Source organism: Amycolatopsis sp. NPDC049252 (assembly GCF_043197175.1).
In the GTDB taxonomy this organism is placed as follows: Bacteria; Actinomycetota; Actinomycetes; order Mycobacteriales; family Pseudonocardiaceae; genus Amycolatopsis.
On record NZ_JBICSQ010000054.1, the window covers coordinates 35032 to 59496 of the forward strand.

The window sequence follows — 24465 nt, forward strand, 5'->3', positions numbered from 1 at the left end:
GCACGGACCGCGCCCGGCCGGGCGCGGTCCGTTTTCAGAGCCGTGAGACCTGGTAGTGCGCGATCAGCCAGCTCTCGCCGACGCGGCGCACGACGACACTCAGGTTCACCGTCAACGCCGGCCGGTCCGTGAAGCCGAAGCCGACGCTCAGGTAGCCCAGGACCAGGTCGTCCGCGAGGCGCCGGGTCTGCAGGATCTCGTAGTCCGCCGTCAGGCCGAGGGGCTGCGAGCCGTAGTACTCCGCGACGCCCTCCCGGCCGACGCTGTAGGGGTGCAGGCCCTGGAAGATCGCGTCCTCGGTGAAGTACGTCGCGACGCGCTGCGGCTCGTGGGCGCCGACGGCCGACCGCCAGTCGTCCAGCACGGCGGTGAGAATGTCCGTCTCGGTACTCATCCCGGTTTCCCTTGCTGCCGAAGGACTTCAGTGACCGGCGCTCTGGCCGCCGTCGACGTGCAGGATCTCACCGGTGACGAACGGCGCGCCCTCCAGGTACACGATCGCGTCGACGATGTCCGCGACGTCGCCCATCCGCCCGACGGGGTGCAGGCCCGCGAGCGCGTCGTGCGTTTCGGCCGGGTGCATCGGGGTGCGGATGATGCCGGGCGACACCGCGTTGACGCGGATGCCGCGCCCGGCGTACTCGATCGCCAGCGACTTCGTGACGGAGTTCAGGCCGCCCTTGGTCAGCGACGCCAGCGCCGAGGGGACGGCGCTGTTCGCGTGGTCGGTCAGGCTGGTCGTCACGGTGACGATGTGCCCGCCGCCGTTGCCGAGCATCGCGGCGATGGCGCGCTGGGTGACCTCGAAGAAGCCACGCAGGTTCACACCGGTGACCTGCTCGAAGTCGGCTTCGGTGTAGTCGGTGAACGGCTTCGCGACGAAGACGCCGGCGTTGTTGACCAGGGCGTCCACCCGGCCGAACCGGGCCAGCGCCTGCTCGATGACGCGGGCGCCGACGGCGGGATCGGCGATGTCGCCGGGCACGGTCAGGATCCCGGCGTCCCCCGACGGGGTGATGGATCGCGAGTTCGCGACCACGGCGTACCCGAGCTTGCGGTACGCCTCGACCGAGGCCGCGCCGATGCCCTGCGACGCACCGGTGACGACCGCGACCTTCTGGGTGTTCATGAGTGTGGGACCTCCTCGTGGCGGACGGGCGCCGTGCTCGTCCTGAAGCGATCGTGAGCCCGGCGCGAGAGCCCTCGCCACGACCGGTTTCCTCGCACCTGGGAGGCCCGCGCTCCCACCGCATTAAGCTCGGCACATGGAGCTACGCCAGCTTCGCTACTTCGTGACCGTCGCCACCGAACTGAACTTCGGGCGCGCCGCGGAGCGGCTGCACATCGCCGGGCCGTCGCTGTCCCAGCAGATCAAGGCCCTCGAACGGGACCTGGCCTGCCGGCTGTTCGACCGCGACCGCCGCTCCGTCACGCTCACCGAGTGCGGCGAGACCCTGCTGCCGAAGGCGCAGCTGCTGCTCGCGCAGGCGGACGAGCTGCGCCGGACGGCCGCGGGGATGGGCGCGCGCGAGCCAGTGCGGCTGGGGTACGTCAACTGGCGGCCCGACGACCTGCTCGACCGGGTCGCGGGCGTGGCGCAGCTGCACGTCGACACGTGGGTGCTGCCTTCGCACGCCCAGGTGCGCCGGGTCGCCGACGAGAGCATCGACCTGGCGATCTGCTGGGTGACCGCCGGTGATCTCGCCGAGCACGGCCTGCGCGCCGACCTGATCGGCGCGGACCGGCTCTACGCGGTCGGCACCGGCGCCGGCCCTGGTGATGTCCGCGCATCGGACACGCTGGTGCTCGTCGACGGCGACACCGCGAGCTGGGCGTCCTGGAACGTTTACGCCGAGGAGTTCGCGCACGCCACCGGTGCGCGGATCGTCCGCACGCGGGACGGCGGCATCACCGGCCCGGGGTTCTTCGACCACGTCCGCAAGCTGCGGCGCCCGGTGCTCAACTCGCCGAAGGGCCAGACCGTCCCGCTCCCGCCGGACCTGGCCCGGCGGGAGGTGGTGGCGCCGTCGCCGTTCTGGACGTGGTCCCTGGTGTCCCGCCAGGACGAGACCCGCGCGGCGGTCCTGGCCACGATCGCCGCGCTCACCGCCAAAGTGGGGACGCTCGGCCTGGACACGGGCACACCGTGGCTGCCCGCGGACGACCCCCACACCCCGGCTGCTCCGAAGGTTTGACGACGTGCCGGACGATCAGGTCCCGCTTCCGTCCGGCGAAGGCTGAGGGGGGTTGCCTGCGAGCGGAAGCGGGAGTTCGAGGCCGGTACGGGGGTCGCCTCGCGGCGAGTGGCGCGACACGGCTCCGGCGGACCGGAATTCCGTGAAGGCAAGGGGTGAGGCCCGGGGACCCACCCGTACCGACACCCGTTACAACGCAACGGGAAACGTGGTGTTCCCGCGCCCCGGGGTGACGTGCGGCACGCGCCGGTTCACCACCGTCCCAGCCGCTCCAGCAGGTGCCGGACCGGCAGGGTCATCGCGCCCAGCCCGAGCGCCGCGGTGACGCCGTCGTCCGGCGCGGCCAGCCGCCGCTCGAGGCGGGCCAGCAGCTCCCGGCCGTGGTCCAGGTCCACCGGGTGCCCGGTGGTGCCGACGGCGCGGACGACGTCACCGAGGGTCTCGATGAGGTCGGCCAGCGCGGCCCGCGCGTCCGGCCACGGGAGGACGAACGTCTCTTCGTGCTGCGAGGCCGTGCGGATCGCGCCGACCAGCTGCTCGATCGGCGGCCACAGGCCGATCAGCGTCTCGGTCCGGCGGTCGTGGTCGTGACCTGAGCGGGGGTGGCGGCGACGCAGGTTGAGGATGCGCTCCTCCTGCGTCTGCCGGACGGCGTCGGCGGCGGCCGTGACCAGGCTGCGCAGCTCGCGGGCCTCGCCGAGCCAGTCCTCGACGTCGTCGGGCGGCTCGTCCGCGCGGATCAGCCCGGCCGTGGTGTCGAGGAACGCGGCCATCGCGGTGGCCAGCCGGCCCGCGGCCGCCGCGATCCGCTGGCCGAACAGCGGCGGGTACACCAGCGCGTTGACCGCGGCGCCGATCGCCGCGCCCAGCGCCGTCTCGACGAGCCGGTCGCCGAGCAGCACCGCCGGCGTCCCGTAGGCGATCAGCAGCATGCCCGTGACGCCGACCCAGACCCCGGATTCGCCGAACCGCCGCCACGACCCGGCCAGCAGGCCGAGGAACACCACCAGCCCCAGCGCCACCGCGGGCCACGGGATCAGCTGCCCGGCGACGCCCGCCAGGACGACACCGGCGGCGACCGCACCGACCTGCTGCGCCCAGCCGCGCACCGACCGGTAGACCGTCGCCTCCACGAGGAACACCGCGGCGTAGGGCGCCAGGAACGGCTGCGGCAGGTGCAGCACCGCGGTCGCCAGCAGCCACGCCCCGGTCGCCGCGAGGGTCGCCTTCGCCGCCTGCACGAGTACGTAGCGTTCCCGGCCGGGGACGCGGACGGCGCGCGTCAGCCAGCCCAGCGGCGTCCGGACGCCCTGGCCGAGGATGTCGTCGCCGGCCGCCGTCGTCGTCTGCTCCACCCGCCGCGACTACCCGCGTCGGCGCAGGACCACGCATGATCGCCCGGAATCCGGGTACCCGAGCCCCATGATCACGTGGGAGGCCAGACCGGCGCACGGTCTGCTGGAAACCGCTCCGCCGAAGCCGCTGCCGCTGCCCCGGTCCACCGCTTCGATCGGCGGTGACCTGCGCACGCTGTACGCGGCGGGCGCGCTCGACCTGCCGCAGCCCGGCACCGGCGGGCTCGTCGGCCGCTGGGCCGCCCTGGCCGCCATCGGCCGGATCGACCTGACCCTCGCGCGGCTGGCCGAGGGGCACACCGACGCCGTCGCGATCCTCGGCGAAGCCGGCCTGACCCCCGTGCCCGGCGCGCTCTACGGCGTCTGGGCGGCGAAGTCCGGCGGCACCGGCGCGGTCCTCGAGGACGGCAGGCTCGGCGGCACCGTGCGGTTCTGCTCCGGGCTGTCCCTCCTGGACCGGGCGCTGGTCGCGGCGGGCGACCGGCTGGTCGACGTCGACCTCACCGACCCCGGCGTGCAGCGGCACCCGGACACCTGGCAGGCGGTCGGGATGGACGCCTCCGACAGCGGCGACGTCGTCTTCGACGGCATCCTGGTGTCCGCCGACTCCCTCATCGGCCCGCCGGACTGGTACATCGGGCGGCCCGGTTTCGCCCTGGGCGGTGGCGGAGTGGCCGCCGTCTGGCTCGGCGGGGCGGCCGGGGTCGTCGACGGGGTCCTGGCGTACCTGCGGGAAACCGGCCGCGCCGACGACCACCAGCTGGCCCACCTGGGCGCGATGCACGCCGCGCTGCGCTCGGCCGAGACGCTGCTGCTGCACGCGGCCGGCACCATCGAGCAGGCCGCGGACCCGTGGCACGTCGCCAGCACCTGCCGCGCCGGCGTGGAGCACGCCGTCCGCGAGATCCTCGACCACGCGCCCCGGCTGACCGGCGCGAGCCCGCTGGGCCGCGACCGCCGGTTCGCGCAGCGGCTGGCCGACCTCGGGGTCTACGTCCGCCAGCACCACGCCGAACGCGACCTGGCCGCGCTGGGCCGTCAGGTGCTGGACGCCGGGGAGGGCGTGTGACGCCCGCATCGGCGTGGACCCGCGAATTTCCCGAGTGGACGGACGACCCGTTCACCCGCGCGCTGGTCGTCGCCGCCCACCCGGACGACGAAACCCTCGGTGCGAGCGGCCTGCTGCAGCACCTGCACGCCGTGGGCACCGCCGTGACGCTCGTGGTGGCCACCGACGGCGAGGCCGCGTTCCCGGACGCCGGCCCGGACGAACGCCGGGAGCTGGGCCGCACCCGGCGCCGGGAACTGCGGGATTCCCTGCGGGAGCAAGGACTTTCCGACGTGGAACCGGTCTGGCTCGGCCTGCCGGACTCGGGGCTCGCCGAGCACGAGGACGCGCTGACCGACGCGCTGCGCGAGCACGCCGAAGGGCGCGACCTCGTGCTGATGCCGTGGCCGGAGGACCCCCACCCGGACCACCGCGCGGCCGGGCGGGCCGCGCTCGCCGCCGCGCCGGTGTCCGCGCACCGCTGGTCGTACCCGATCTGGCTGTGGCACTGGCACTCCCCCTCGGACACTGGGATCCCTTGGCCGCACGCGCGGTCCTACCGGCTGACCGGCGCCGAGCGCGCCGCGAAGGCCGCCGCCGTCGCGGCGTTCCCCTCCCAGCTCAAGCCCGGGCCACGGGGTGAGGACCCGATCCTGCCACCGGAGGTCCTCGCGCACTTCGACCGGCCGGCCGAGACGTTCTTCCGCGAGCCGCCCGCGCGTTCGGCGCCGGTGAGCCGGTTCGCGCAGCTGTACGCCGCCGACGACGACCCGTGGCACGTCGCCGACGGCTGGTACGAGCGGCGCAAACGCGCGGTGCTGCTCGCTTCCCTGCCGCGGGAGCACTACGGCACCATCGTCGAGCCGGGCTGCGGCCTCGGCCTGCTCACCCGCGAACTGGCGGCGCGCTGCGACCGGCTGCACGCCTTCGACCCGGTTCCTTCCGCCGTCTCGCGGGCCGCGGCAGCGGTCGCCGACTTGTCGCATGTGGACGTCCACAGTGGATCCGTCCCGTCCGGGATCCCGGCGGGGCCGGTGGATCTGCTGGTGTACAGCGAACTCCTGTACTACCTGGACGACGCCGATCTCACGGCGACCATCGAGGCGTCGGCCGCGGCGTTGGCGCCGGGCGGGGACCTGGTCGCCCTCCACTGGCGGCCGTGGGCCCCGGAGGCGCCCCGCGACGCCGCCGAGACGCACGAACGGCTTCTCGCGCACCCGGCGTTCGAACAGGTGGTGGCCCACACGGACGAAGCGTTCCTGCTGCACGTGCTGAGGCGCCGGTGATCACGGCGGTCGGCGTGGTGGTCCCGGCCCGGGACGAGCAGGACCTGATCGAGCCGTGCCTGCGCGCGCTCCGGCAGGCGCTGTGGCGGCTGCCCGCGCGGGTCGAACGGGCGGTGTGCGTGGTCGCCGACCGGTGCGCGGACGACACCGCCGCCCGCGCCCGGTCCGTGTTCGGTGGCTGGGCGACCGGCCGGGTCGTGGTCACCGGCCGGCCCCGCACGATCGGCGAGGTCCGCGACCTCGGCGTCCACGCGGTGCGGACCGAGCTGGCCGGGCACGCGGCGTCGGAGGTGCTGCTGCTCAACACCGACGCCGACACGCGGGTCGGCTCGGGCTGGGCGCGCGAGCACCTGCGCCGGGTCGAGCGGGGTGCGCACGCGGTCACCGGCCCGGCCGAGCTGGCGGAGCCGTTCCCCGGTTCGCCGCACGCGGCCCGCCGCTACCACGCGGTGGTCTCGGGCGGGGTGAACGTCTACGGCGCCAACCTCGGCGTCCGCGCGGACGCGTTCGACACGGTCGGCGGCTTCGGTGTCCGCCGGACCGGCGAGGACCACGACCTGTGGCGGCGCCTCGGCGAAGCCGGGTTCCGCTGCCGGGTGGAGCCGGCGGCGGTGGTGCGGACCAGCGCCCGCCTGGAGGGCCGCGCTCCGGACGGGCTGGCGGCGCTGCTGCGTACGTTGCGTGAGGAACCGGTGGCTTGACGATTACCCGGGCTCAGTGCGGGTACGCGTAGAGCATGACCTCCGAAAGCCTGGTAGTGATCGGAAGTGGCGCGGCCGGGGTGTCGGCCGCCCGTGCGTATCGCGAGGCCGGCGGGCGCGGCGACGTCCGGGTGCTCACCGCCGACACGGATCCGCCCTACGAGCGGCCGCCGTTGTCCAAGGACTTCCTGCGCGGCGAGACCGACGACATCGGCATGGAGAGCGAGGAGTTCTTCACCGCGCAGGACATCGCCGTGTCCCTTGGTGATCCGGTCGTCGAGCTCGGCGACCACCGCGTGCGCACCGCCGCCGGTCTGGAGCACGCCTTCACCCACTGCGTGCTCGCGACCGGCGCGGAACCCGCCCGGCCCGCCATCCCGGGCGCGGACCACGTCGACGTGCTCGTGCTGCGGTCGGCGAAGTCGTCGCGTGAGCTGAAGAAAGCCGCGGCGGACGCCCGGAGCGCCATCGTCGTCGGCGCCGGGTTCATCGGCTGCGAGGCCGCCGTTTCGCTCGCGCGCCTCGGGGTGCAGGTGACCGTCGTCTGCCAGGAGGACGTCCCGCAGGAATCCCGCCTCGGCCGCGACGCCGGGATCCGGATCCTGCGGTGGCTCAAGGCCGAAGGCGTCAGCGTGCTGCGCGGCACGACGCTCGAGTCGATCGAGGCCGGCCACCGGATCCGCTCCGATCTCGTGCCGGTGCTCGACGCCGGCCTCGTGCTGCTCGCCACCGGCATCCGGCCCCGGGTGCAGCTCGCCGAGAAGGCCGGCCTGAAGATCGACCAGGGCCGGATCCGCACCGACGCTCAGCTGCGCACCAGCGCCGACGACGTCTTCGCGGCCGGTGACGTCGTGTTCGCGGACAACGCCGCCGCGGGCCGTGCGCTGGCCGTGGAGCACTGGGGTGAGGGTCTCGCGATGGGTGCGATCGCCGGGCGCAACGCCGCGGGCGAGTCCGGGACCTGGGCCGACGTCCCGGGCTTCTGGTCCGAGATCGGCGAGCGGGTGCTGAAGTACGCCGCCTGGGGTGACGGCTTCGACCACGCCCACCTGGTCGAGCACGACGGCGGCGGCTTCACGGTCTGGTACGAACGCGACGGCGCGGCGGTCGGCGTCCTCACCCACGACGCCGACGACGACTACGAGCGCGGCCAGGACCTGATCCGGAAGGGCGAGCCGATCACGTCCCGGTGACCAGCGGCTCCGCCCGGCCCCGGATCTCGTCGAACAGCTCGCGGACGCACTCGCGGACCCGCGGGCCGCCGTCGCGGCCGGTCCAGTAGCGGCGGACCGCGCCCACCAGGCGGTAGCAGACGTCGATCGGGACCAGGAAGCAGTCCGTGCCGCACTCGGCCTCGTGGAACAGGATCGCCTCGACCTCCGGCTCGGCCGCCGCGAGCAGCGGGTGGCCGTCGGACAGTTCGGTCCAGAGGTCGAGCGTCAGCAGGCTTTCGGTGGGACCGGCCGGCCCCGGGTGGAACGCCGCGACGCCCGCCCCGCGGCGCAGGAAGAACGCGAAGCTCGCCGGGATGCCCAGCCCGGCCCAGTCGATGCCGGCGACCGGGCGGTCCGGGTCCCACAGGTAGCGCTCGGGCACCGCGCGGTAGCGGGGGTCGCCGCAGCGGCTTTCGGTGAAGAGCAGGAAACACGCGCGGCACGCGCACAGCAGGCCGCGGCGGCCGGTGTCGACGACGTGGCCGTGCCGCGACGCGACCGGCGTCCCGCACAGCTCGCACTTCTCCAGCCACGCCGAACGCCGCCCCGGCACCGGGGCGGGCCGGTCCCCGCGGTGCGGGAAACCGGTGTGGGAGCTCATGACGCCCGTCCCTCCGCGCCCGGCCCCCAGCCGGGCGGCGGGCCCATGCCGATCTGGAAGAGCGCCGCGGGCTCGGCGATCTCGACACCGGTCAGCTCCGGGGCGGCGTCGAGGAGCGCCTTTTCGAGGAGCGCGTCGGACGCCGTAGAGCCGCAACCACGACTGCCCGCGCGCCGCAGCCGGGCCACGCCGTCGGCGACGCCGAGGAACTCGACGTCGCTGCCCAGCCGGTCCAGCGCGCGGCGGATCCGGACGTCCGCGCCGTGCGGGTGCAGGTCGTGCAGCACCAGGAGCCCCGACAGCAGGCCGTCTTCGGCGAGCGCGTCGACCAGGGCCGGGTCCCGCTCGCGCAGCACGCCGACGACCCGGGCGAGGCCTTCGCCGTAGAGGTCCATCAGCTGCCGGACCAGCTCCTCGGCCGGCTCGCGACCGGGTCCGCCGAGCAGGACGCCCAGCAGTTCTTCGACCCGGTCGCCGACGGCGCGGACGGTGGTCATCGCCGTCACCAGCGGGTGGCCCGGGACGGCGTGACCTGCGGTTCGTCGGCACCCGCCTTGGTGCGGATCTCCCGCAGGATGCGGATCGCCGAGCCCGACACCGTGCTCGCCGCGGCCGGGGCGCCGGCGCCCGCCGGGTCCTCCATGAAGGGCATGAACTTGTCGGGGAAGCCGGGCATGGTGCAGCCGATGCAGATGCCGCCGACGTTCGGGCAGCCGCCGATGCCGTTGATCCAGCCGCGCTTGGGCACGTTGCACTTCACGACCTGGCCCCAGCAGCCGAGTTTGACCAGGCACTTCGGCGAGCCGTGCTGTTCGGCGAACTCGTCCTGCTCGTAGTACCCGGCCCGGTCGCAGCCCTCGTGCACGGTGTTCTGGAACAGCCACTTGGGGCGCAGCGCCTCGTCCACGTCGATCACCGGCGCCCGGCCGGACGCCTGGAAGAGCAGGTGCAGGATGGTCTCCGAGAGGTTGTCGGGCTGGGCGGGGCAGCCGGGGACGCACACGATCGGCAGGCCGGCCTTGGACCGCCAGTCCCAGCCGAGGTAGTCGGGCACCCCCATCGCGCCGGTCGGGTTGCCCGCCATCGCGTGGATGCCGCCGTAGGCCGCGCAGGTGCCGACGGCCATGATCGCCATCGCCTTGGGAGCCAGCCGGTCGAGCCACTCGCTGGCGGTCACGGGCTGGCCGGTGACCGGGTCGTTGCCGAACCCGGACCAGAAACCCTCGGTCTTGTTCGACTCGTCGGCTATCGAGCCTTCGATCACCAGGATGAACGGGTCGAGTTCACCCCGATCGGCTTTGTGCCACCACTCGATGAAACTGTCGCGGCTCTGTTCGGGACCGCACTGGAAATCGAGAAACGGCCAGTGCATTTCGATCTTCGGCAACCCGGGAAGGCCGCCGAGAACGATCTCTTCGATGCTCGGCTGGCTCGCCGCGGTCAACGCGACCGATTCTCCGTCGCAGCTCAGGCCGCCATTCATCCACAGGATATGAACGGTCGGTGGCTCATTGACCGGATCGGCCGAAGGGCCGTTGCCGTTCTGCGTGGCCCTGTCCATCGATGCGCACCTCTTGCAGGCTCGGGAAGTTCAGGCTCGAGTCCTTCAGGAATCCCGCCCCGGGACGGCCCGACGGACGCCCACCGTAGACCTGTCCGGCATTCGCGGCAAGAGTGTCCCCCGCACGGACGACACCGTCCCTGCTCCGTTCCGGGGTCGGGGAAAATCCGTGCGACGGCTACACTCGGAGGCCACCGGAAGGGGCGCTTCGAGTGGTTGAGTCGGCTGGTCGGTCGCGCGGGGGATCGATCGAGGTGGTGTCGGTCGAGGTCAGCACGAAAGTCTTTCCGGCCCGGCCGTCCGCGGTTCCGGAAATCCGCGAATTCCTCCGCGGCTGCCTCGCGGACTCACCGCTGCCCGAGTCCGAAGATCGGGAGCTCGGAAACACGATCCTCAGCACGCTGCTGGCGGCGGCGGGACCGGCGGGAATGATCGAAATCTCGTGCCGGAAATACCCCGGAAGGGTCGAGTTCGACGTGCTGCCCTCGGCCACCGCGCACCTCGACCCGGCGGCGCCGGAACCCGAACCGGAGGAACCCGACGCGGGCGAAAGCTTCGCCGAGTGGATGACGGAGGCCCTGCGCCGGACCGGCACCACCCGGGAAGCCGCGGCGCAGCGGCTGGGCGTGTCGGTGAAGACGGTGAACCGCTGGATCGGCGGCCAGACCGAGCCGCGGTTGCGTGAGCTGCGCCGGATCCAGGACCAGTTCGGCGACGTGCCCCTGCGCTGATACCCGGTGGACACTTGTGTCCGGGCCTCAGCCGAGCGTCCCCGTGCCCTTCCCCGCCCACGATCCCGACGTCGCCAGCTCGATGGTGCAGCCGGCGGAGTCGGAGCTGATGTCAAGCCATTCGCAGATCTGGTCGGTCATCCACAGGCCGGTGGCGGATCGGCACAGATCCGGCGGCCGGGACCCGAAGAACGGCGGCAGGTCGAGCGGCTCGTCGCTGTGCAGCGTGCACACGACCCGGCCGGCCGCCGGCCGGACCCACACGGCCGCGTGGTCGATGCCGTGGTCGATCAGGTAGGCGATCGCCTCGCCGACGGCGATGCCGAACATCGCCACGGCGTTCTCGGGCCGCAACAGCGGGCCGGCCTTCTCGAGCACGTAGCGCCGCACGGCGACCAGGTCACCCTCGAAGCGGAAGATGTCGACGGCTTCACCGAGCGGCGGCGGTGACGCCGGGACGCCGTCGATCCGCTCGGGCACGGTGAACTGCTCGGACGGCTCGGCCTTGCCGTCGACCAGGAACTCCGGGTGCGCGCGGCGGGCGTCCTCGATCGCGCCGGCCTCGAAGACCCTCGTGTCGTACGGGCAGATCATCCAGATCCCGGTGCCGGCGAGGGACACGTTGAACCCGGCCTCGGCGAGCTTCCACTCGGCGGCGCCGCGCGCGACGCGGGCCGGCTCGGCGAGCACCCGCACCGTGCTGCCCGGCGCGGTCGACCGGTAGCGCGTCCAGTACCGGTGCAGGGCGGCGGCCAGCTGGGGCGGACGGCGGTCGAAGCAGGCCGGCTCGACCTGGATGATCTTGCCGGCGTCGGCGCCCAGCACGTCGTCGAGCAGCTCCTGATTGGCCTCGGTCGTGCTGACCAGCACCGGCTCTCCCCGCCGCAGCCCGTCCCGCGCGAACGGCAGGGCCATCGCGAGGAATTCCGCGTCGCTGCCGTAGACACAGCTCTGGTGCCGAAAGTCCGCCTCTGCGGCGGAGGACGTCGGGGTCGCCATGCGCGTTTAACCTCCGGGACCGGTCTTCGAAGTCGACCGCAAGATGGTGTCGTTCCCCAGAACTCGAACGGGAACGTGGGGAGAGTACCCGGGGTGGCACCTTTCCGGTATCGCCGCTCGAATGCATTCCACCTTTCGGACCAGCAGCCGGCCGTGCTTTTGGAACGTCTGGGTACCGTGCCATTTATGTCTCGCGCCATGATCACCGTCGCCGCAGGTCAGCGGCCTGGTGGCGGCGCGTCCCTGAACACTCCGAACATTTATGTCCGAAGATCGCGGAGGCGCGAACACTACTGTCCCGGCGGGTCCCGGAAAAGCGGCGCGACGGCATAACGAGGTGCCGCCGTTGTTCGCAAAACACGAATTTCCGGTATTCGGCGGGAAGGCCCGGCGGCACCCGGTCCTCGCTCACGGCACGCTAGTGAGCGGGGTGCGCTCGCGCGTGGCTCTGCTCCAGGGACAGGCCGTGCTGCCGGCCGTCGACGATCGTCCAGAACCGGGGGCAGTTCAGCGGCTCGCCCGCCGGGCACCGCTGCCCGTGTTCGAGGGCGGTGCGGGCCACGTCGATGCGGCGCTGCCGCTCGGCGAGTTCGGCGAGCTTCTGCTCGATCAGCTCCTGGCGGCCGTCACCCTCGCCCGAGAGGAAACTCGCGATCTCGGCCAGCGTGAAGCCGATCTCGCGGAAGAAGAGGATCACGCCGACGTCCTTGACCGCCGCCTCGGTGTACCGGCGGCGGCCGCCGTCCCGGGTCGCCGGCCGGACCAGGCCGAGCTCGTCGTAGTACCGCAGCGTGGTCGCCGGCACGCCGGTGCGTGCGGCCAGTTCGCCGATGGGCAACGTGCGCTCGGTCATTGACTTCGAGCCTACTCGAAGTGGTTTTCTCGGCCCATGGACATCGGGGAACGGGTGCTGGGCCACGGTTTGCGCTGGTGGGCCCGGCACGGCGGGATCGCGCAGTTCCACCGGCCGGCCGGTGCCGCCGGGCACGTCGCGGGCTGGATCATGGGACGGCGCTCGTCGAACGTGACACGAAACCGTTGGGCGGCAAAGCTTCTCGACGTCGGGCCGGCCGAGCGCGTCCTCGAGCTCGGCTGCGGTCCGGGCGTGGCCGTCGCCGCGCTCGCCGGCCGGGCGACCCGCGGGCTCGTGGTCGGCGTCGACCATTCGCCGGTCATGATCCGCCAGGCCCGCCGCCGCAACCGGGCCGCGGTGCAGGCCGGGCGGGTGCGCCTGGTCCCCACGCCGGTCGAGCGCCTGTCCCTTCCTGGCGAGCCGTTCGACGCCGCGCTGGCCGTCAACACCCTCGGCATGTGGCCCGAACCGGCCGCCCGGCTGCGCGAACTCGCCCGGCTGCTGCGGCCCGGCGGCCGCATCGCGCTGGTGTCCCAGCCCCGCTGTACCGGCGCCACCGCGGCGACGTCGGTAGCGGCCGCCGAAGAGCTGGCATCCCTGCTTGCCGAGGCCGGGTTCGTCGGCCTCCGGACCGAGACCCTCGATCTCGACCCGCCGGTCGTGTGCGTGATCGGGTACGTCAGCGGCAGAGCCGCACCCGCACCGTCGTGAACGCCCACCCCGCGCGTAGCAGCGGAAAGCTCCACCGTCAACACATCGGGCGGTAACTGGCGTCTTTCCCTGGTGTCATTGGCGCCGAGCCAGTATCGGGCCCAGGACGTTGTCGGAACACCGGTGCACGGGCCACCGTGGAGATCGACTTCGGAAACCTGAGCAAGGCGGTGACCCGTGCGTTTCGATCTTCTCGGCCCCCTCGACGTCGTCCACGACGGACGTCCGGTCGTGCTGCGCGGGGCGACCCAGCGAGCCGTGCTGGCCTACCTGCTGCTGCACCACAACGAGGTCGTCGCCACGAGCGCGCTGCTGTCGGCGCTCTGGCCGGACGAGATCCCGGCGACCGCGCGGAAGATGGTTCAGAACGCCGTTTCCGGGCTGCGCACGACCCTCGCCACCGGGGGTGGGCAGGCGATGCTGCTGACCCACGCGCCGGGCTACCTGCTGCGCCTCGACAGCGACCAGGTCGACGTCGCCCGGTTCCGGCGGCTCGCCGCCGACGGGCGGGCCGCCCAGGCCGACGGCGACCCGGACCGGGCCGTCACGGCCTACCGGGAGGCCCTCGCCCTGTGGCGGGGCCGGGTGCTCGCCGACCTCGCCGAGACCGGCGTGGAGTGGCCCGAGCTGGTCGCGCTCGAGGACCAGCGGCTGGCCGTGCACGAGGACCTGTTTGGCCTGGAGCTGGACCGCGGGCGTCACCACGAAGTGCTGCCGGACCTGCGCGGGCTGGCCGAGGCCCACCCGAACCGGGAACGGCTCAACGCCCAGCTGATGACCGCGCTCTACCGCTGCGGCCGGCACGTCGACGCGCTCGAGGTCTACCGCGCGACGCGGGCCAGCCTCGCCGAGGGCCTCGGCCTGGAGCCGGGCAAGGAGCTGCGCGAGCTGGAACGCGCGATCCTCCAGCACGACGAAACCCTGCTGACGCGGCGGCCGGACCCGGTGCCCGAGCCCGAACCGGAGCCTGCGCCCGAGGTCTCGCCGCCGCTGCCGTTCACCCCGGCGCCGGTGACCGTCGTCGCCCGCGCGGAACCCGTGGAGAGCGAACGGAAGCCGGTCGTCGCGGTCGGCGTCGCCGTCACGTTGGACGACGATCCCGAGGACGCCGCCGAAGTCCAGGCGCGGCTGCGAGCCGTCGCCGAGGAGGAAGCGGGCACCTGCCTGCCCGGCGGCCCGGTGCAGCTGGTCGTGTTCGGCCTCCCGCGCACCGGGGACGACGACGCCGTCCAGGCGGTCCGGACGGCGCTGCGGATCCGCGACCGGCTGGCCGCGGAGGGGATCACGACGCAGATCGGCGTCGACAGCGGTGACGTCCTCGTCGAGTACGGTGCCGAGCCGGCCGGGCCGGTGCTGGACCGCTGCGTGCGGTCGGCGCTGTGTGCGCCGGAGGGCCGGGTGCGGGTGTCGGACGCGGTGCGCGAAGCCGCCGAGCCGGTGGTGGTGCACGAGGCGGCCGGGGACTCCCCCAGCTGGTGGCACGCCGTTTCGGTACGCCCGCGCGCGGTGGCCGAGCCCGCCGACCCGGGCAGTTTCGCCGGCCGCGACCACGACCTGGACCTGCTGGGCCACTTCCTCGGGTTCGTCGAGCGCAGCGGCCGTCCGCACCGGGTGACGGTGCTCGGTGAGCCCGGCATCGGCAAGACGCGGCTGCTCGCCGAGTTCGCGGAGGTGCTGGCCAAGCGCACGGAGATCCGGGTGCTCGAGGCCGGTGCCGACGTCGTCGAGGCGTTCGCGTCCGCCCCCGGGCTGCTCCCCCGCACCGCCGCGCGCTTGCGGAGCGAAGGAGGACTCCGGCCCGCGGCCGCCGAGCTGACCGCGCACGGCCCGCTGGTCGTGCTGGCCGACGACCTGCACCGCGCGGGCCCGGACGAGCGCGACACGATCGGCGGCCTCGACGACGTCTGCGCCGGGCTGCCGGTGCTGGTCGTCGCGGCCGCCCGCGCCGAGCTGCCGGACGGCTGGGCCACGGGCGGCACGACGCTGACCCTCGCCCCGCTGGCCGACGACGCCGTCGGAGCGCTGCTCGACACCCTGCTGCCCGGCACGACCCGCCTCGCCCGCGGCCGGCGGGAGCTGGTCGCCCGGATCGGCGGCAACCCGCGGTTCGCCCACGCGTACGCCGAGGGCGTCCACGGCCGCACGACGCCGTTCCCGGCCCTGGGCCAGGCGACGACCCAGCACCCGACGCCCCCGCTGGTCCGCCGGACCCTGGCCGCCCACCTCGACAGCCTGCCGCCGGCCGAGAAGTCGGTCCTGAAGGCGGCGAGCCTGACGGGCGACACGTTCACGGCCGAAGAGGTGGCGGCGGTCTGCGCTCTGCCGCTCTCGGAGGTCGAGACGGCCCTCTCGCGGCTGGCACGGCTCGAGGTGCTGGACCGGGAGGACGACGCCTTCGCGTTCCGCCGGGCTTCTTTGCGAGAGCTGGCTTACCAGCGCATCCCGCGTGCGACTCGCACCGCGCTGCTGCGCCGCCCGGCTGCCCGGCCGACCCGCGTCGAAGCCCTCGCCTGACGTGGCCAGCCGGGGTCGTGAGTGTTGAGAAGGGTTAGAACACTGCTCAACACTCACGACCAGCCGCGGCTGATCGTAGGACCTCACCTTGCCGCGCGCCGCACCTTCCGGCGCGTCGCCGCGCAAGCTGGGTTTCCAGCGCATCCCGCGCGCGACCCCGCACCGCTGCGACGCCCCGCTGCCCGGCCGACCCGCGTCGAAGCCCTCGCCTGACACCGCCAGCCGCGGTCGTGAGTGTTGAGAAGGGTTAGAACACTGCTCAACACTCACGACCAGCCGCGGCAGAGACGGAAGCCCCGGTCACCGAGGTGACCGGGGCTTCCGCTGGGCGAAGACTCAGCTTGCCGGGCGCTGCATCACGTCCGAGGTGTACTTCACCGACGACGCCTCGTGCCGTGAGGTGAACGGGCACTTCCAGTTCTCCTCCGTCATGCGGCCGGCGAAGTGGCGGGACGGCATCTGGTACTCGTACGTCGTGAAGCTCGGGTTGACCGAGCCGTTGTTGGTCGTCTCGCGTTTGCGGATCGCGTCCTGCATCGAGAAGAACTTGTCGCCCAGCAGCATGAACTGCATCAGGGAGTTGAACGCGATCGCCGGGCGGACGAACCGGCGGCTCGCGCGGGAGGCGCCCGGGTGCATGCCCACCACGAAGAACGAGTGGCCGGCCACGTGGAAGCCGAAGTTCGGCTCGGCCGGGTCGGACGTCGCGCCTTCGTCGAGGCCGTAGGTGCGGCTGTCGATGTCGTGGATCAGCTGGAGGTGACGCCACAGCAGGCGTTCGTGCTCCTCCTCGTCCAGGATCCCGCCCGGCTCCTCGAACGTCGAGACGAACGTGCGGAAGCTCTTGTCCGACAACGTGGGCCGGATGCCGCGGGCGTAGCCGAGCAGGTCGCGGTAGTGGGCCCGCGCCGACGCCGGGTCGCCCAGCGCCGGGTAGTGACCGTGGACGATCGAGCCCTTCTTCAGCGCCGCGCGGGCGCCCAGGCAGCTGAACTCCTTGGTCTGGACGAACTCTTCGAGTTCCGTACGGGGATCGCTCATGACACTCCGCCTTTCCGGTGCGCGCGGGCCGGGCGCGGCAGCCAGTCGAAGGCGCGCACCGTCACCGGGCGCGCCGGGACGGCCAGCGCGGCCGCGTGACCGCTGCCGGCGTCCAGTTCCGTGATCGTCCACTCGGGACTGTCCTCGAAGGACACTTCCCCGCCGGTCAGGGTGAACGACGGCCCCGGCAGGCCGGCCAGGCCACGGCCGTCGACCTTGAGGTAGGCCTCCTTGCACGTCCAGTACCGGAAGAACGTCACCGGCTCGCGCACGGCCGCGGCCTCTTCGGGACGCAGGGTCCGCGCGGCCAGGCCGTCGTGGTCGACTTCGCGGATCTCCTCGACGTCCACCCCGACCCGGACCCCGGACGTCACGGCGATCAGCGCCAGCCCGCCGGAGCGCGACAGGCTGAACTCGATCCCGGACGCCCCCGCGAGCACCGGACGGTCGCCGTCGCGGGTGAAGCGCAGAGCCTCCGGGGTGTACCCGGACAGGACGTCGCGCAGGGCGACGTGCGAGGCCAGGAACCGGGCCCGCTCCTCGTCCACCGTGATCCGCGCCGCGCGGCGCAGCTCCTCGTCGGACAGCTCGCCGAGCAGGCCGTAGACGTCGGCCGAGCCCGGGGCGAGCACGCGGGACAGCGGGATCCGCCACACGTGCGCGTCCAGGAGCGGGCGGAGACGTTCGCCCAGCGCGCCGGACGGCTGCTGCCAGGCCAGGGACCACTGCGTCATCGGCTCAACCTCCGGTGGATCACGCGCAGCAGCTCCGGCACGCGCTGTTCGAGGTAGAAGTGCCCACCCGGATAGGTGAACAGCGTCGCGTCGGTGCCGAGCTCGAGCCACGCGGCCAGCTCGTCCTCGTCGGCCCGCGGGTCGCGGTCACCGCCGAACACGGTGAGCGGCACCGGCAACGGCTCCCCCGGCACGTGCCGGTAGGTCTCGTTGACGGCCAGGTCGGCGCGCAGCAGCGGCAGGAACATCGCGAGCAACGTCGGCTCGCGCCGGAGCACGTCCGGCAGCCCGCCCAGTGCGTGCAGCTCGGCCGCGAGCCGCTGGTCGGGCAGGGCCCGCAGCGGCGGCCGGGTGTCGGGCAGCTGCGGCGCGGCCCGCCCGGAGACGAACAGGTGCCGGGGCGGGGTCGCCCCGCGCTCGACCAGCCGCCGGGTGAGCAGGTACGCCGTCAGGGCGCCGACGCTGTGGCCGAAGAACGCGTAGTCCCCGGTCAGGGCGTCACCCAGGCCGTCGAGGGCCGCGTCGACGAGCGATTCGACGTCGTCGTACGGCGTCTCGCGGCCCCGTTCGGCCCGGCCCGGCAGCTGCACCGGTAGCACGGCGAGGCCGGCCCCCGCCGCCGCCGGCCAGTCGCGGTAGACCACCGCGCTCGCCCCGGCGTGCGGGAAGCAGAACAGCCGGGTCGCGGTGCCGTCCGGGACCCCGCCGGGCAGCCAGGGCCGCGCCGTGGCCGGGGCGGTCACCGCAGCTCCACCGTCAGGTAGGACGGCGGCGGCTGGATCGTGCTCAGGTCCGACTCGAACACCAGCCGGGAGCCGTCGCGGGAGATCTCGGTGAACCCGGCGAAGGCGTACGTCACGTACATGACGCGGTTGCGCCCGGTCTCGACGAAGTCCGCGCGCAGCTTCGCGCCGTCGGCCTTGGCCAGGCCCATGATGTGGTTGAGCAGCACCGTGCCCACCCCGCGCGACATCACGCGGCACGACATCAGCATCATCCGCAGGTGCCAGGCTTCCGTGCCGCGTTCGGCCAGGGCCAGGCCGATCTTGCCGTAGCCGCCGTACTTGTCCGAAAGGGACGCGACGAGCAGCACGTGGTCCGGCGACTGCCGCAGCTCGTCCAGCTCGTCGTAGGAGTACGTCCGGCCGGTCGAGTTGAGCTGGTTGGTGCGGACCGTCAGCTCCTCGGCGCGCTGCAGGTCCTCACGCTGGGCGCGGGCGATCGTGAACGTCATGTCCAAAGTGGACAAGAACTCTTCGCTGGTGCCCTCGTGGTCCTGTTCGACCTGGTCACGGACGGCCGCCGCGCGGTACAGGTCACGCCGCACGCGGGACTCGTCGGTGACGAACTTGGGCCGGAACTCCTCCGACGCCAGCTCCGCGGCCAGTTCGGCGACGTCGACCGTCTTGACGGCCGGCAGCGCGTGCGCGACCTCGGCCAGCTCGAACGGCTGGTCGTCGACGAACGCGATCGCGTCGAGCCCGATGTTGAGCGCCTTCGCGATCCGTTCCACCGAACCGGACTTGGGGTTCCAGGTGATCTGCGGGTACAGGAAGTACTCGTCGAGGCCGGCCGCCTTCAGCCGCGCCATCGCGGCGTCGTGGTCGTTGCGGCTGGCCACCGAGTGCAGCACGCCCAGCTCGTCGAGGCGCTTGATCTCCGCGACGACCTCGGGCCGCACGCTGACCTCGCCGTCCTCCAGCAGGGTGCCGTCCCACACTGTGTTGTCCAGGTCCCAGACCACGCACTTGATCCGGCCCCGCTTCGGTTTCGCCACCACAGTCGTTTCCACGCTGGTCATCCCGCCACCTCCCGGTACGCCTCGTCCGCGATGGTCAGCTCCTGGATCTGGGTGCTGCCCTCGATGATCTCCATGACTTTCGCGTCGCGGTACAGCCGCGCGACCGGGTAGTCCGGGCCGCAGCCGTTCGCGCCGTGGATCTGGACCGCGTCCGCGCCGGCCTTGGCCGCGGCGGTGGACGCGAAGTACTTGGCCACCCAGGTCGCCATGATCGTCGCCGGGTCGCCCGCGTCCTTGAGCCGGCCCGCCTTCTCGCACAGCAGCCGCGCGGCGTCGCGCGCGGTGACCATTTCGCTGATCTTGGCGCGGATCTGCGGCAGGTCCCGCAGCAGCCCGCCGCCGGCCGACCGGGCCGACGAGTAGGCCGCCGACGCCGCCAGCGCGCCCCGGATGATCCCGACGGACCCGCACGCGACGCTGTACCGGCCGAGGTCGAGAGCGCCGGTCATCACCGTGCCCGCGGCCCAGCCCGGCGGCCCGACCAGCGCGTCCGGTTCGAGCCGGACGTCGTCGAACTCGATCGTGGCCAGCATGCTCGCGGCGGTGCCGAGCATGTTGCGCACCGGCGTCACGCGGACGCCGGGGTGGTCGGCGGGCACCAGGAACGCGCTCATCCCGGTGGCCGTGCCGGCGAACACCAGCAGCAGCCCGGCGAGCTGGCCGCCGGTGATCCACGTCTTGCGGCCGCGCACCGTCCAGCTGCCGTTCTCCGCCACCGCCACGGTTCCGGCGGCGGTCGAGTCGCTGCCGCTGAAGTCCGGTTCGGTCAGGCAGAACGCGCCCAGCGTCGCGCCTTCGGCCAGCGCGGGCAGCCAGCGCTCGCGCTGCTCGTCGTCGCCCCAGCGCTGCACCGTCGCGGTCACCATCGTGTGCACGGTGAGCAGGCTGCGCAGCGACGAGCAGCCGCGCCCGACTTCCTCGTGCACCCGGCCGAGGGTGACCATGTCCATGCCGGCGCCGCCCGCCTCGGGCGGGAGGAACGGGGCCCACAGTCCCAGCTCCCGCACCCGCCGCAGCACGTCGCCGGGGACGGCCTCGTCCCGGTCCCACGCGTCCGCGTGCGGAACGACCTCTTCGTCGACGAAGCGCCCGACCACCACGAGTTCGGGGGCTTCGGTCCGTGTCCTCGCCCTCATGACACCGCCCTCACGTCAGGCTCCGCTCAGTGAGCGGCCGCGGCCGTGCGCCGCTGCACCAGCTCGGTCATCCGCGTGACGGTGCGGAAGTTGTCCAGCTTCAGCTCCTCGTTGGGGATGCGCGTGGCGAACGCCTTCTCGATGAACATGACCAGCTCCATCGCGAAGAGGGAGTTCACGAACCCGAGGGCGAAGATGTCCTGCTCGTCGGTGAACGACAGGCCAGGGAATTTCGCCCCGATGAAGGTGCGGATCTCGCCGCGGACGTCCTGCGACATGGTGGCTGCCTCTCTCGTGTGCGTAGGGGGTCGGGCTGCGGCGTTCAACCGCTGTAGCTGTAGAAGCCCTTGCCGCTCTTGCGGCCGTGCAACCCGGCCGACGTCATCTGCTTGAGCAGCGGGCAGGGGCGGTACTTGCTGTCGTTGTACTCGTCGTAGAGCACCTCGACGCTGTAGAGGATCGTGTCGACGCCGATCAGGTCCGCGGTCTCCAGCGGGCCCATCGGGTGGCCGAAGCAGCTGCGGAACACCTCGTCGACGGTGGCCGCGTCCGCGACGCCTTCGTGCACCAGGAAAGCGGCCTCGTTGACGGTGAGCATGAGCACGCGGTTGGAGACGAACCCCGAAGCGTCGTTGACCGGGATCGGCTTCTTGCCCATCGACTCCAGCAGCGTCCGCACGATGTCCTTGGTGGACTCGCTGGTGTGGTAGCCGGGGATGAACTCGCACGCCGGCTTCATCGGCACCGGGTTCATGAAGTGCACGCCCATCACCTTGTCGGGGCGCGAGGTGAGCGCGGCGACCTTGGTGATCGGGATGGCCGAGGTGTTGACGACGAACACGGTGTCGGCCTTGCAGGCCTCGTCGAGCTTCGGGTACAGGCGGGACTTCAGGTCCCAGTTCTCGGTGATGTTCTCGATCACGACCTCGGTCTCGGCCAGCAGCTCCAGCTCGGTGCCGGTGGTGATCCGGGCGAGCACGGCGGCCGCGTCGATCTCGGGCCCGCCGAGCATCCGGCTCATCCGGCACTCGAGCTCGATCCGGTCGCGGGCGTCGGCCAGCTTGCCCGGGTCGACGTCGACGAGCACGGCTTCGTGCCCGCTGGTGGCGAGGTTCTGCGCGACCCCGGTGCCCATCACACCGGCGCCGACGACTCCGACGATGCTCATGACTTCTCCTTGGTTTCACATACAGTCAGGTCCAGCACGCCGTCGAGACGCCCGTGTTCGGCCCGCACGGCCGCGGCGTCGGCACCGAACACGACGGTCGCGCCCAGTTCCGCACCCAGCCGGGTGGCCAGGTCGCGGGCGGTGACGTCCAGGTCGCCTTCGACCAGGTAGACCGGCTTCCCCGCGTCCCGGGCGCCCAGTGCGACGTCCGAGCGTGCTTCCGTCGGCTCGATCCAGTACCGCTCCCGCTGGAACGGGTAGCCCGGCAACGTCGTCTTCCTCGGGTCACGGCCGGCGTGGTAGGCGCGCCAGTCGATCGCCACCCCGGACAGCCAGGCCCGGCCGAGCGCTTCGGTGAGCACCTCCGTGTCCGGTCGCGGGTCGGCCTCCCCGGGCAGGGTCGGCACCAGCAACGGCCACGACGCCTGCGGGAAGCCGGGGTGACCGCGGAACATCGAGCCGAGCGACTGCCCGGCTCCCAGCTCCAGCAGCACGGTATCCGGCGAATCGCTGGCCAAGTGCTCGATCATCGCGGCGAACCGGACGGGCCGGCACATGTGCTCGGCCCAGTAACCGGGGTCCTTGAGCTGCTTCGCGGTGATCGGCGCGCCGGTGACGTTCGACAGGTACGGCACGTCCGGTTCGCGCGGGGTCAGGTGCTGCCGTGCCCACGCGGTCAGCTCGGCGGCGACCGGGCGCAGGGCGCGGGAGTGGAACGCGTGCGTGGTGCGCAGCGGCCGGGCCGGGACGCCGTGCTCGGCGAGCGCGGCGGCCAGCTTTTCGACGCCGTCGGCGGGGCCGGACACGACGATCATCCGCGGCCCGTTGAGCGCGGCGACGTCGACGCCGAACGCCGTCACGTCACCGACCTTCGCGGCGAGTTCGCCGGCGCCGAGCGGAATCGCGGCCATCGCGCCCTGCGGCAGCTTCTCGATCAGCTTCGCCCGGGTCGCGACCAGCGCGGTGGCTTCCTCGAGCGTCAGCGCGCCGGCGAGTGCGGCGGCGGCGAACTCGCCGACGCTGTATCCGGCGAGCACCGCGGGTTCGACGCCCCAGGCGCGCAGCAAGCGGCCGAGCGCGTAGCCGAGGGTGAACACGGCGGGCTGCGTGACGGCCGGACCGGCGTCCTCGGTGTCGGTCGCGCGGCCGAGCAGGCGGGCGAGGTCACCGCCGTCGGACCCGCGCGCGCCGAGCAGGCTCGACGTCGGGTCGGTGCCGAGGTGCTCGCGGAACAGCGCGGCGCACTCGTCGATCGCGGCCTTGAACTCCGGCTCGCTGTCGTACAGCCCGCCGGCCATGCCGCGGTACTGCTCCCCCACTCCGGCGAGCAGGAAGGCCGCCTTCCTCGAGTGCGTGTCCGACTCGGCGACCACGCGTGTCTCGGACGTGAAGGCGTCGTCGTCCACTGAGGACAAGACGGTCATGCGCCGGTGTTCGAACGCCTTCCGGCCGGCGTGCAGGGTGTAGGCGACGTCGGCGAGGTCCGTCCACTCGGGACGGCTCGCGGCCAGCCGCCCGGTCATGGCGTCGGCCGCCTCGGGTGTCCGCGCGGACCAGACCAGCAGCTGGTGCGGCCGGGCGGCAGGCCGTGACGGGTGGTCCTCCGGCGCCTCTTCGATGACGACGTGGGCGTCCGTGCCGCCAAAGCCGTACGCGCTGACCCCGGCCAGCCGGGGCCGGTCGCCGCGCGGCCAGTCGGCCAGGGTCTCCTGCACGACCAGCTTGTCGCCGCTGTGCGCGAGCTGCGGGTTGGGCTTCTCGAAGTTGACCGCGGGCGGCAGCTTCTCGTGGTGCAGCGCCAGCGCCGCCTTGATGAACCGGGCGATGCCGCCGGCCTGGTTGATGTGGCCGAGGTTCGCATCGATCGAGCCGAGGGTGACGCGCTCGACGCCGTCGACGTCGAAGATCTTCTGCAGTGCGGAGATCTCGGCGACGTCCCCGAACGGAGTGCCCAAAGTGGACACTTCGACGTGGTCGATCTCGGTCGGGTCGACGTCGGCGGCGGCCAGCGCCTCGGCGACGACGGCGGCCTGGCCGGGCACCCCCGGCAGGTTGAACGCCTGGCGCGCGCGGTTGCCCTCGTGGTGGATGGCCCAGCCGCGGACCACGGCGTACACGCGGTCGCCGTCCGCGAGAGCGTCTTCGAGGCGTCGCAGGACGACCACGCCGAGGCCGTTGCCGGGCACCTTGCCGTTGGCACCGGCGTCGAGGATGCGGTTGACGCCATCGGGGGCGAACCGGCTGCCCTCGCGGTACAGGTAACCCGGCTCTTGCGGCACCACCACGGAAACCGCGCCCGCGACGACCAGGTCGGACTCACCGGTGAGCAGGCTGGAGCACCCCTGGGCGACCGCGGCCAGCGCCGTCGAGCTGCAGCTCTGCACGCTCACCGACGGGCCGGTCAGGTCGAGCGCGTACGACAGCCGCGACGCGATCAGGTCCTTCTCGTTCTGCAGGATCAGCTGGTCCGGGCCGGCGGTCAGCGCGGTGACGTCGTTCTGCAGCAGGTTCGACAGCAGGTACGTGCTCGGCGCGCCACCGGCGAACACCCCCGCGAGGCCCTCGATGCGGTCCGGGTCGACCCCCGCGTCTTCGAGGGCGTGCCAGGCGTTTTCGAGGAACAGCCGGTGCTGCGGATCGAGCAGCTCGGCGTCGGCGCGGGGGTAGCCGAAGAAGTCGGCGTCGAAGCGGTCGATGCCGGGCAGCAGGCCGGCCGCGGCGACGAACGCGGGATCGTCGGCGACTTCGGGGGCGACCCCCGCGGCGAGCAGCTCGTCGCGGGTCATCCGGGTGATGCCGTCGCGGCCGGCGCACAG

General features: G+C 72.9%; 24 protein-coding genes. 8 read left to right on the plus strand and 16 right to left on the minus strand.

Translation table 11 applies throughout. The annotated features are described in order from the left end of the window. Window positions 1-34: 34 nt before the first annotated feature. The gene (locus ACGFMK_RS35405) at window positions 35-394 is read right to left on the minus strand and encodes a hypothetical protein (protein WP_392772765.1); all 360 of its coding nucleotides are present in this window, start codon (window positions 392-394) and stop codon (window positions 35-37) included. 27 nt (window positions 395-421) lie between these two features. Further along, the gene (locus ACGFMK_RS35410) at window positions 422-1129 is read right to left on the minus strand and encodes an SDR family NAD(P)-dependent oxidoreductase (RefSeq protein ID WP_392772768.1); all 708 of its coding nucleotides are present in this window, start codon (window positions 1127-1129) and stop codon (window positions 422-424) included. Window positions 1130-1265: 136 nt separating this feature from the next. Here ACGFMK_RS35410 and ACGFMK_RS35415 point away from each other — a divergent pair, with 136 nt between their 5' ends. Further along, window positions 1266-2195: a LysR family transcriptional regulator gene (locus tag ACGFMK_RS35415; RefSeq protein WP_392772770.1), complete on the plus strand. Its 930-nt coding sequence runs from the start codon at window positions 1266-1268 to the stop codon at window positions 2193-2195. Between the two features lie 251 nt (window positions 2196-2446). Here the strand turns inward: ACGFMK_RS35415 and ACGFMK_RS35420 are convergent, their stop codons facing one another. Beyond that, window positions 2447-3550: an aromatic acid exporter family protein gene (locus ACGFMK_RS35420; protein ID WP_392772772.1), complete on the minus strand. Its 1104-nt coding sequence runs from the start codon at window positions 3548-3550 to the stop codon at window positions 2447-2449. Window positions 3551-3617: 67 nt separating this feature from the next. Here ACGFMK_RS35420 and ACGFMK_RS35425 point away from each other — a divergent pair, with 67 nt between their 5' ends. The 4 genes from ACGFMK_RS35425 to ACGFMK_RS35440 are packed head-to-tail and all read left to right on the plus strand — an operon-like array spanning window position 3618 to window position 7778. Next, window positions 3618-4619 (plus strand): acyl-CoA dehydrogenase family protein, encoded by a 1002-nt coding sequence (locus ACGFMK_RS35425; RefSeq protein WP_392772774.1) that lies wholly within the window; start codon window positions 3618-3620, stop codon window positions 4617-4619. After that, window positions 4616-5884 carry a bifunctional PIG-L family deacetylase/class I SAM-dependent methyltransferase gene (locus ACGFMK_RS35430; RefSeq protein ID WP_392772777.1) on the plus strand — a complete coding sequence of 423 codons (1269 nt, stop codon included), beginning with the start codon at window positions 4616-4618 and terminating at the stop codon, window positions 5882-5884. Before ACGFMK_RS35425 ends, ACGFMK_RS35430 begins: the two co-directional genes overlap by 4 nt. After that, entirely contained in the window at window positions 5881-6585 is a 705-nt protein-coding gene (locus ACGFMK_RS35435; protein WP_392772780.1) for a glycosyltransferase, read from the plus strand. The genes ACGFMK_RS35430 and ACGFMK_RS35435 overlap by 4 nt, the downstream gene beginning before the upstream one ends. A 35-nt stretch (window positions 6586-6620) precedes the next feature. Then, window positions 6621-7778, plus strand: a complete 1158-nt coding sequence (locus ACGFMK_RS35440) for an NAD(P)/FAD-dependent oxidoreductase (protein WP_392772783.1) — start codon at window positions 6621-6623, stop codon at window positions 7776-7778. On the opposite strand, the gene ACGFMK_RS35445 is transcribed toward ACGFMK_RS35440, so the two are convergent. The 3 genes from ACGFMK_RS35445 to ACGFMK_RS35455 are packed head-to-tail and all read right to left on the minus strand — an operon-like array spanning window position 7765 to window position 9961. Further along, the gene (locus tag ACGFMK_RS35445; RefSeq protein ID WP_392772786.1) at window positions 7765-8400 is read right to left on the minus strand and encodes a DUF5947 family protein; all 636 of its coding nucleotides are present in this window, start codon (window positions 8398-8400) and stop codon (window positions 7765-7767) included. The genes ACGFMK_RS35440 and ACGFMK_RS35445 overlap by 14 nt on opposite strands. After that, window positions 8397-8897, minus strand: coding sequence for a NifU family protein (locus ACGFMK_RS35450; RefSeq protein WP_392772789.1), 501 nt, complete (start codon window positions 8895-8897; stop codon window positions 8397-8399). The genes ACGFMK_RS35445 and ACGFMK_RS35450 overlap by 4 nt, the downstream gene beginning before the upstream one ends. Before the next feature lie 5 nt (window positions 8898-8902). Beyond that, window positions 8903-9961, minus strand: coding sequence for a hydrogenase expression protein HypE (locus tag ACGFMK_RS35455; RefSeq protein ID WP_392772792.1), 1059 nt, complete (start codon window positions 9959-9961; stop codon window positions 8903-8905). 428 nt (window positions 9962-10389) lie between these two features. Here ACGFMK_RS35455 and ACGFMK_RS35460 point away from each other — a divergent pair, with 428 nt between their 5' ends. Continuing rightward, entirely contained in the window at window positions 10390-10692 is a 303-nt protein-coding gene (locus ACGFMK_RS35460; RefSeq protein ID WP_392772795.1) for a helix-turn-helix domain-containing protein, read from the plus strand. A 27-nt stretch (window positions 10693-10719) separates the two neighbouring features. On the opposite strand, the gene ACGFMK_RS35465 is transcribed toward ACGFMK_RS35460, so the two are convergent. Together ACGFMK_RS35465 and ACGFMK_RS35470 are read right to left on the minus strand one after the other, a co-directional pair. Next, window positions 10720-11691 carry an anti-sigma factor RsbA family regulatory protein gene (locus ACGFMK_RS35465; protein ID WP_392772798.1) on the minus strand — a complete coding sequence of 324 codons (972 nt, stop codon included), beginning with the start codon at window positions 11689-11691 and terminating at the stop codon, window positions 10720-10722. A 418-nt stretch (window positions 11692-12109) separates the two neighbouring features. Beyond that, a complete protein-coding gene (locus ACGFMK_RS35470; protein ID WP_392772800.1) occupies window positions 12110-12544 on the minus strand; it encodes a MerR family transcriptional regulator in 435 nt (144 codons plus the stop codon). Between the two features lie 36 nt (window positions 12545-12580). Between ACGFMK_RS35470 and ACGFMK_RS35475 the strand changes: the two genes are divergently transcribed. Beyond that, window positions 12581-13255, plus strand: a complete 675-nt coding sequence (locus ACGFMK_RS35475; RefSeq protein WP_392772803.1) for a class I SAM-dependent methyltransferase — start codon at window positions 12581-12583, stop codon at window positions 13253-13255. Between the two features lie 177 nt (window positions 13256-13432). After that, window positions 13433-15769 (plus strand): BTAD domain-containing putative transcriptional regulator, encoded by a 2337-nt coding sequence (locus tag ACGFMK_RS35480; protein ID WP_392772805.1) that lies wholly within the window; start codon window positions 13433-13435, stop codon window positions 15767-15769. Window positions 15770-16105: 336 nt separating this feature from the next. On the opposite strand, the gene gntA is transcribed toward ACGFMK_RS35480, so the two are convergent. From gntA to ACGFMK_RS35520, 8 genes are all read right to left on the minus strand, one after another. Further along, the gene (gene gntA / locus ACGFMK_RS35485; protein WP_392772808.1) at window positions 16106-16810 is read right to left on the minus strand and encodes a guanitoxin biosynthesis heme-dependent pre-guanitoxin N-hydroxylase GntA; all 705 of its coding nucleotides are present in this window, start codon (window positions 16808-16810) and stop codon (window positions 16106-16108) included. Continuing rightward, entirely contained in the window at window positions 16807-17544 is a 738-nt protein-coding gene (locus ACGFMK_RS35490; RefSeq protein WP_392772811.1) for a 4'-phosphopantetheinyl transferase family protein, read from the minus strand. Before ACGFMK_RS35490 ends, gntA begins: the two co-directional genes overlap by 4 nt. Next, window positions 17541-18287 (minus strand): thioesterase II family protein, encoded by a 747-nt coding sequence (locus ACGFMK_RS35495; protein WP_392772814.1) that lies wholly within the window; start codon window positions 18285-18287, stop codon window positions 17541-17543. Before ACGFMK_RS35495 ends, ACGFMK_RS35490 begins: the two co-directional genes overlap by 4 nt. Beyond that, window positions 18284-19345: an HAD-IIIC family phosphatase gene (locus ACGFMK_RS35500; protein ID WP_392772817.1), complete on the minus strand. Its 1062-nt coding sequence runs from the start codon at window positions 19343-19345 to the stop codon at window positions 18284-18286. Before ACGFMK_RS35500 ends, ACGFMK_RS35495 begins: the two co-directional genes overlap by 4 nt. Beyond that, window positions 19342-20481 (minus strand): acyl-CoA dehydrogenase family protein, encoded by a 1140-nt coding sequence (locus ACGFMK_RS35505; protein WP_392772820.1) that lies wholly within the window; start codon window positions 20479-20481, stop codon window positions 19342-19344. Before ACGFMK_RS35505 ends, ACGFMK_RS35500 begins: the two co-directional genes overlap by 4 nt. 26 nt (window positions 20482-20507) lie before the next feature. Then, window positions 20508-20759 (minus strand): acyl carrier protein, encoded by a 252-nt coding sequence (locus tag ACGFMK_RS35510; RefSeq protein ID WP_323337128.1) that lies wholly within the window; start codon window positions 20757-20759, stop codon window positions 20508-20510. 44 nt (window positions 20760-20803) lie between these two features. After that, the gene (locus tag ACGFMK_RS35515; RefSeq protein ID WP_323337130.1) at window positions 20804-21649 is read right to left on the minus strand and encodes a 3-hydroxyacyl-CoA dehydrogenase NAD-binding domain-containing protein; all 846 of its coding nucleotides are present in this window, start codon (window positions 21647-21649) and stop codon (window positions 20804-20806) included. Next, a partial coding sequence (locus ACGFMK_RS35520; protein ID WP_392772824.1) for a type I polyketide synthase occupies window positions 21646-24465 on the minus strand: 2820 nt, incomplete at its 5' end. The genes ACGFMK_RS35520 and ACGFMK_RS35515, both read right to left, overlap by 4 nt.

Excerpts from the sequence above, each read along its gene's own strand:
- ACGFMK_RS35405 (WP_392772765.1), bottom strand. The coding sequence starts at position 394 with ATGAGTACCGAGACGGACATTCTCACCGCCGTGCTGGACGACTGGCGG.
- ACGFMK_RS35410 (WP_392772768.1), bottom strand. The coding sequence starts at position 1,129 with ATGAACACCCAGAAGGTCGCGGTCGTCACCGGTGCGTCGCAGGGCATC.
- ACGFMK_RS35415 (WP_392772770.1), top strand. The coding sequence starts at position 1,266 with ATGGAGCTACGCCAGCTTCGCTACTTCGTGACCGTCGCCACCGAACTG.
- ACGFMK_RS35425 (WP_392772774.1), top strand. The coding sequence starts at position 3,618 with ATGATCACGTGGGAGGCCAGACCGGCGCACGGTCTGCTGGAAACCGCT.
- ACGFMK_RS35440 (WP_392772783.1), top strand. The coding sequence starts at position 6,621 with ATGACCTCCGAAAGCCTGGTAGTGATCGGAAGTGGCGCGGCCGGGGTG.
- ACGFMK_RS35445 (WP_392772786.1), bottom strand. The coding sequence starts at position 8,400 with ATGAGCTCCCACACCGGTTTCCCGCACCGCGGGGACCGGCCCGCCCCG.
- ACGFMK_RS35450 (WP_392772789.1), bottom strand. The coding sequence starts at position 8,897 with ATGACCACCGTCCGCGCCGTCGGCGACCGGGTCGAAGAACTGCTGGGC.
- ACGFMK_RS35455 (WP_392772792.1), bottom strand. The coding sequence starts at position 9,961 with ATGGACAGGGCCACGCAGAACGGCAACGGCCCTTCGGCCGATCCGGTC.
- ACGFMK_RS35460 (WP_392772795.1), top strand. The coding sequence starts at position 10,390 with ATGATCGAAATCTCGTGCCGGAAATACCCCGGAAGGGTCGAGTTCGAC.
- ACGFMK_RS35465 (WP_392772798.1), bottom strand. The coding sequence starts at position 11,691 with ATGGCGACCCCGACGTCCTCCGCCGCAGAGGCGGACTTTCGGCACCAG.
- ACGFMK_RS35470 (WP_392772800.1), bottom strand. The coding sequence starts at position 12,544 with ATGACCGAGCGCACGTTGCCCATCGGCGAACTGGCCGCACGCACCGGC.
- ACGFMK_RS35475 (WP_392772803.1), top strand. The coding sequence starts at position 12,581 with ATGGACATCGGGGAACGGGTGCTGGGCCACGGTTTGCGCTGGTGGGCC.
- gntA (WP_392772808.1), bottom strand. The coding sequence starts at position 16,810 with ATGAGCGATCCCCGTACGGAACTCGAAGAGTTCGTCCAGACCAAGGAG.
- ACGFMK_RS35490 (WP_392772811.1), bottom strand. The coding sequence starts at position 17,544 with ATGACGCAGTGGTCCCTGGCCTGGCAGCAGCCGTCCGGCGCGCTGGGC.
- ACGFMK_RS35500 (WP_392772817.1), bottom strand. The coding sequence starts at position 19,345 with ATGACCAGCGTGGAAACGACTGTGGTGGCGAAACCGAAGCGGGGCCGG.
- ACGFMK_RS35505 (WP_392772820.1), bottom strand. The coding sequence starts at position 20,481 with ATGAGGGCGAGGACACGGACCGAAGCCCCCGAACTCGTGGTGGTCGGG.
- ACGFMK_RS35510 (WP_323337128.1), bottom strand. The coding sequence starts at position 20,759 with ATGTCGCAGGACGTCCGCGGCGAGATCCGCACCTTCATCGGGGCGAAA.
- ACGFMK_RS35515 (WP_323337130.1), bottom strand. The coding sequence starts at position 21,649 with ATGAGCATCGTCGGAGTCGTCGGCGCCGGTGTGATGGGCACCGGGGTC.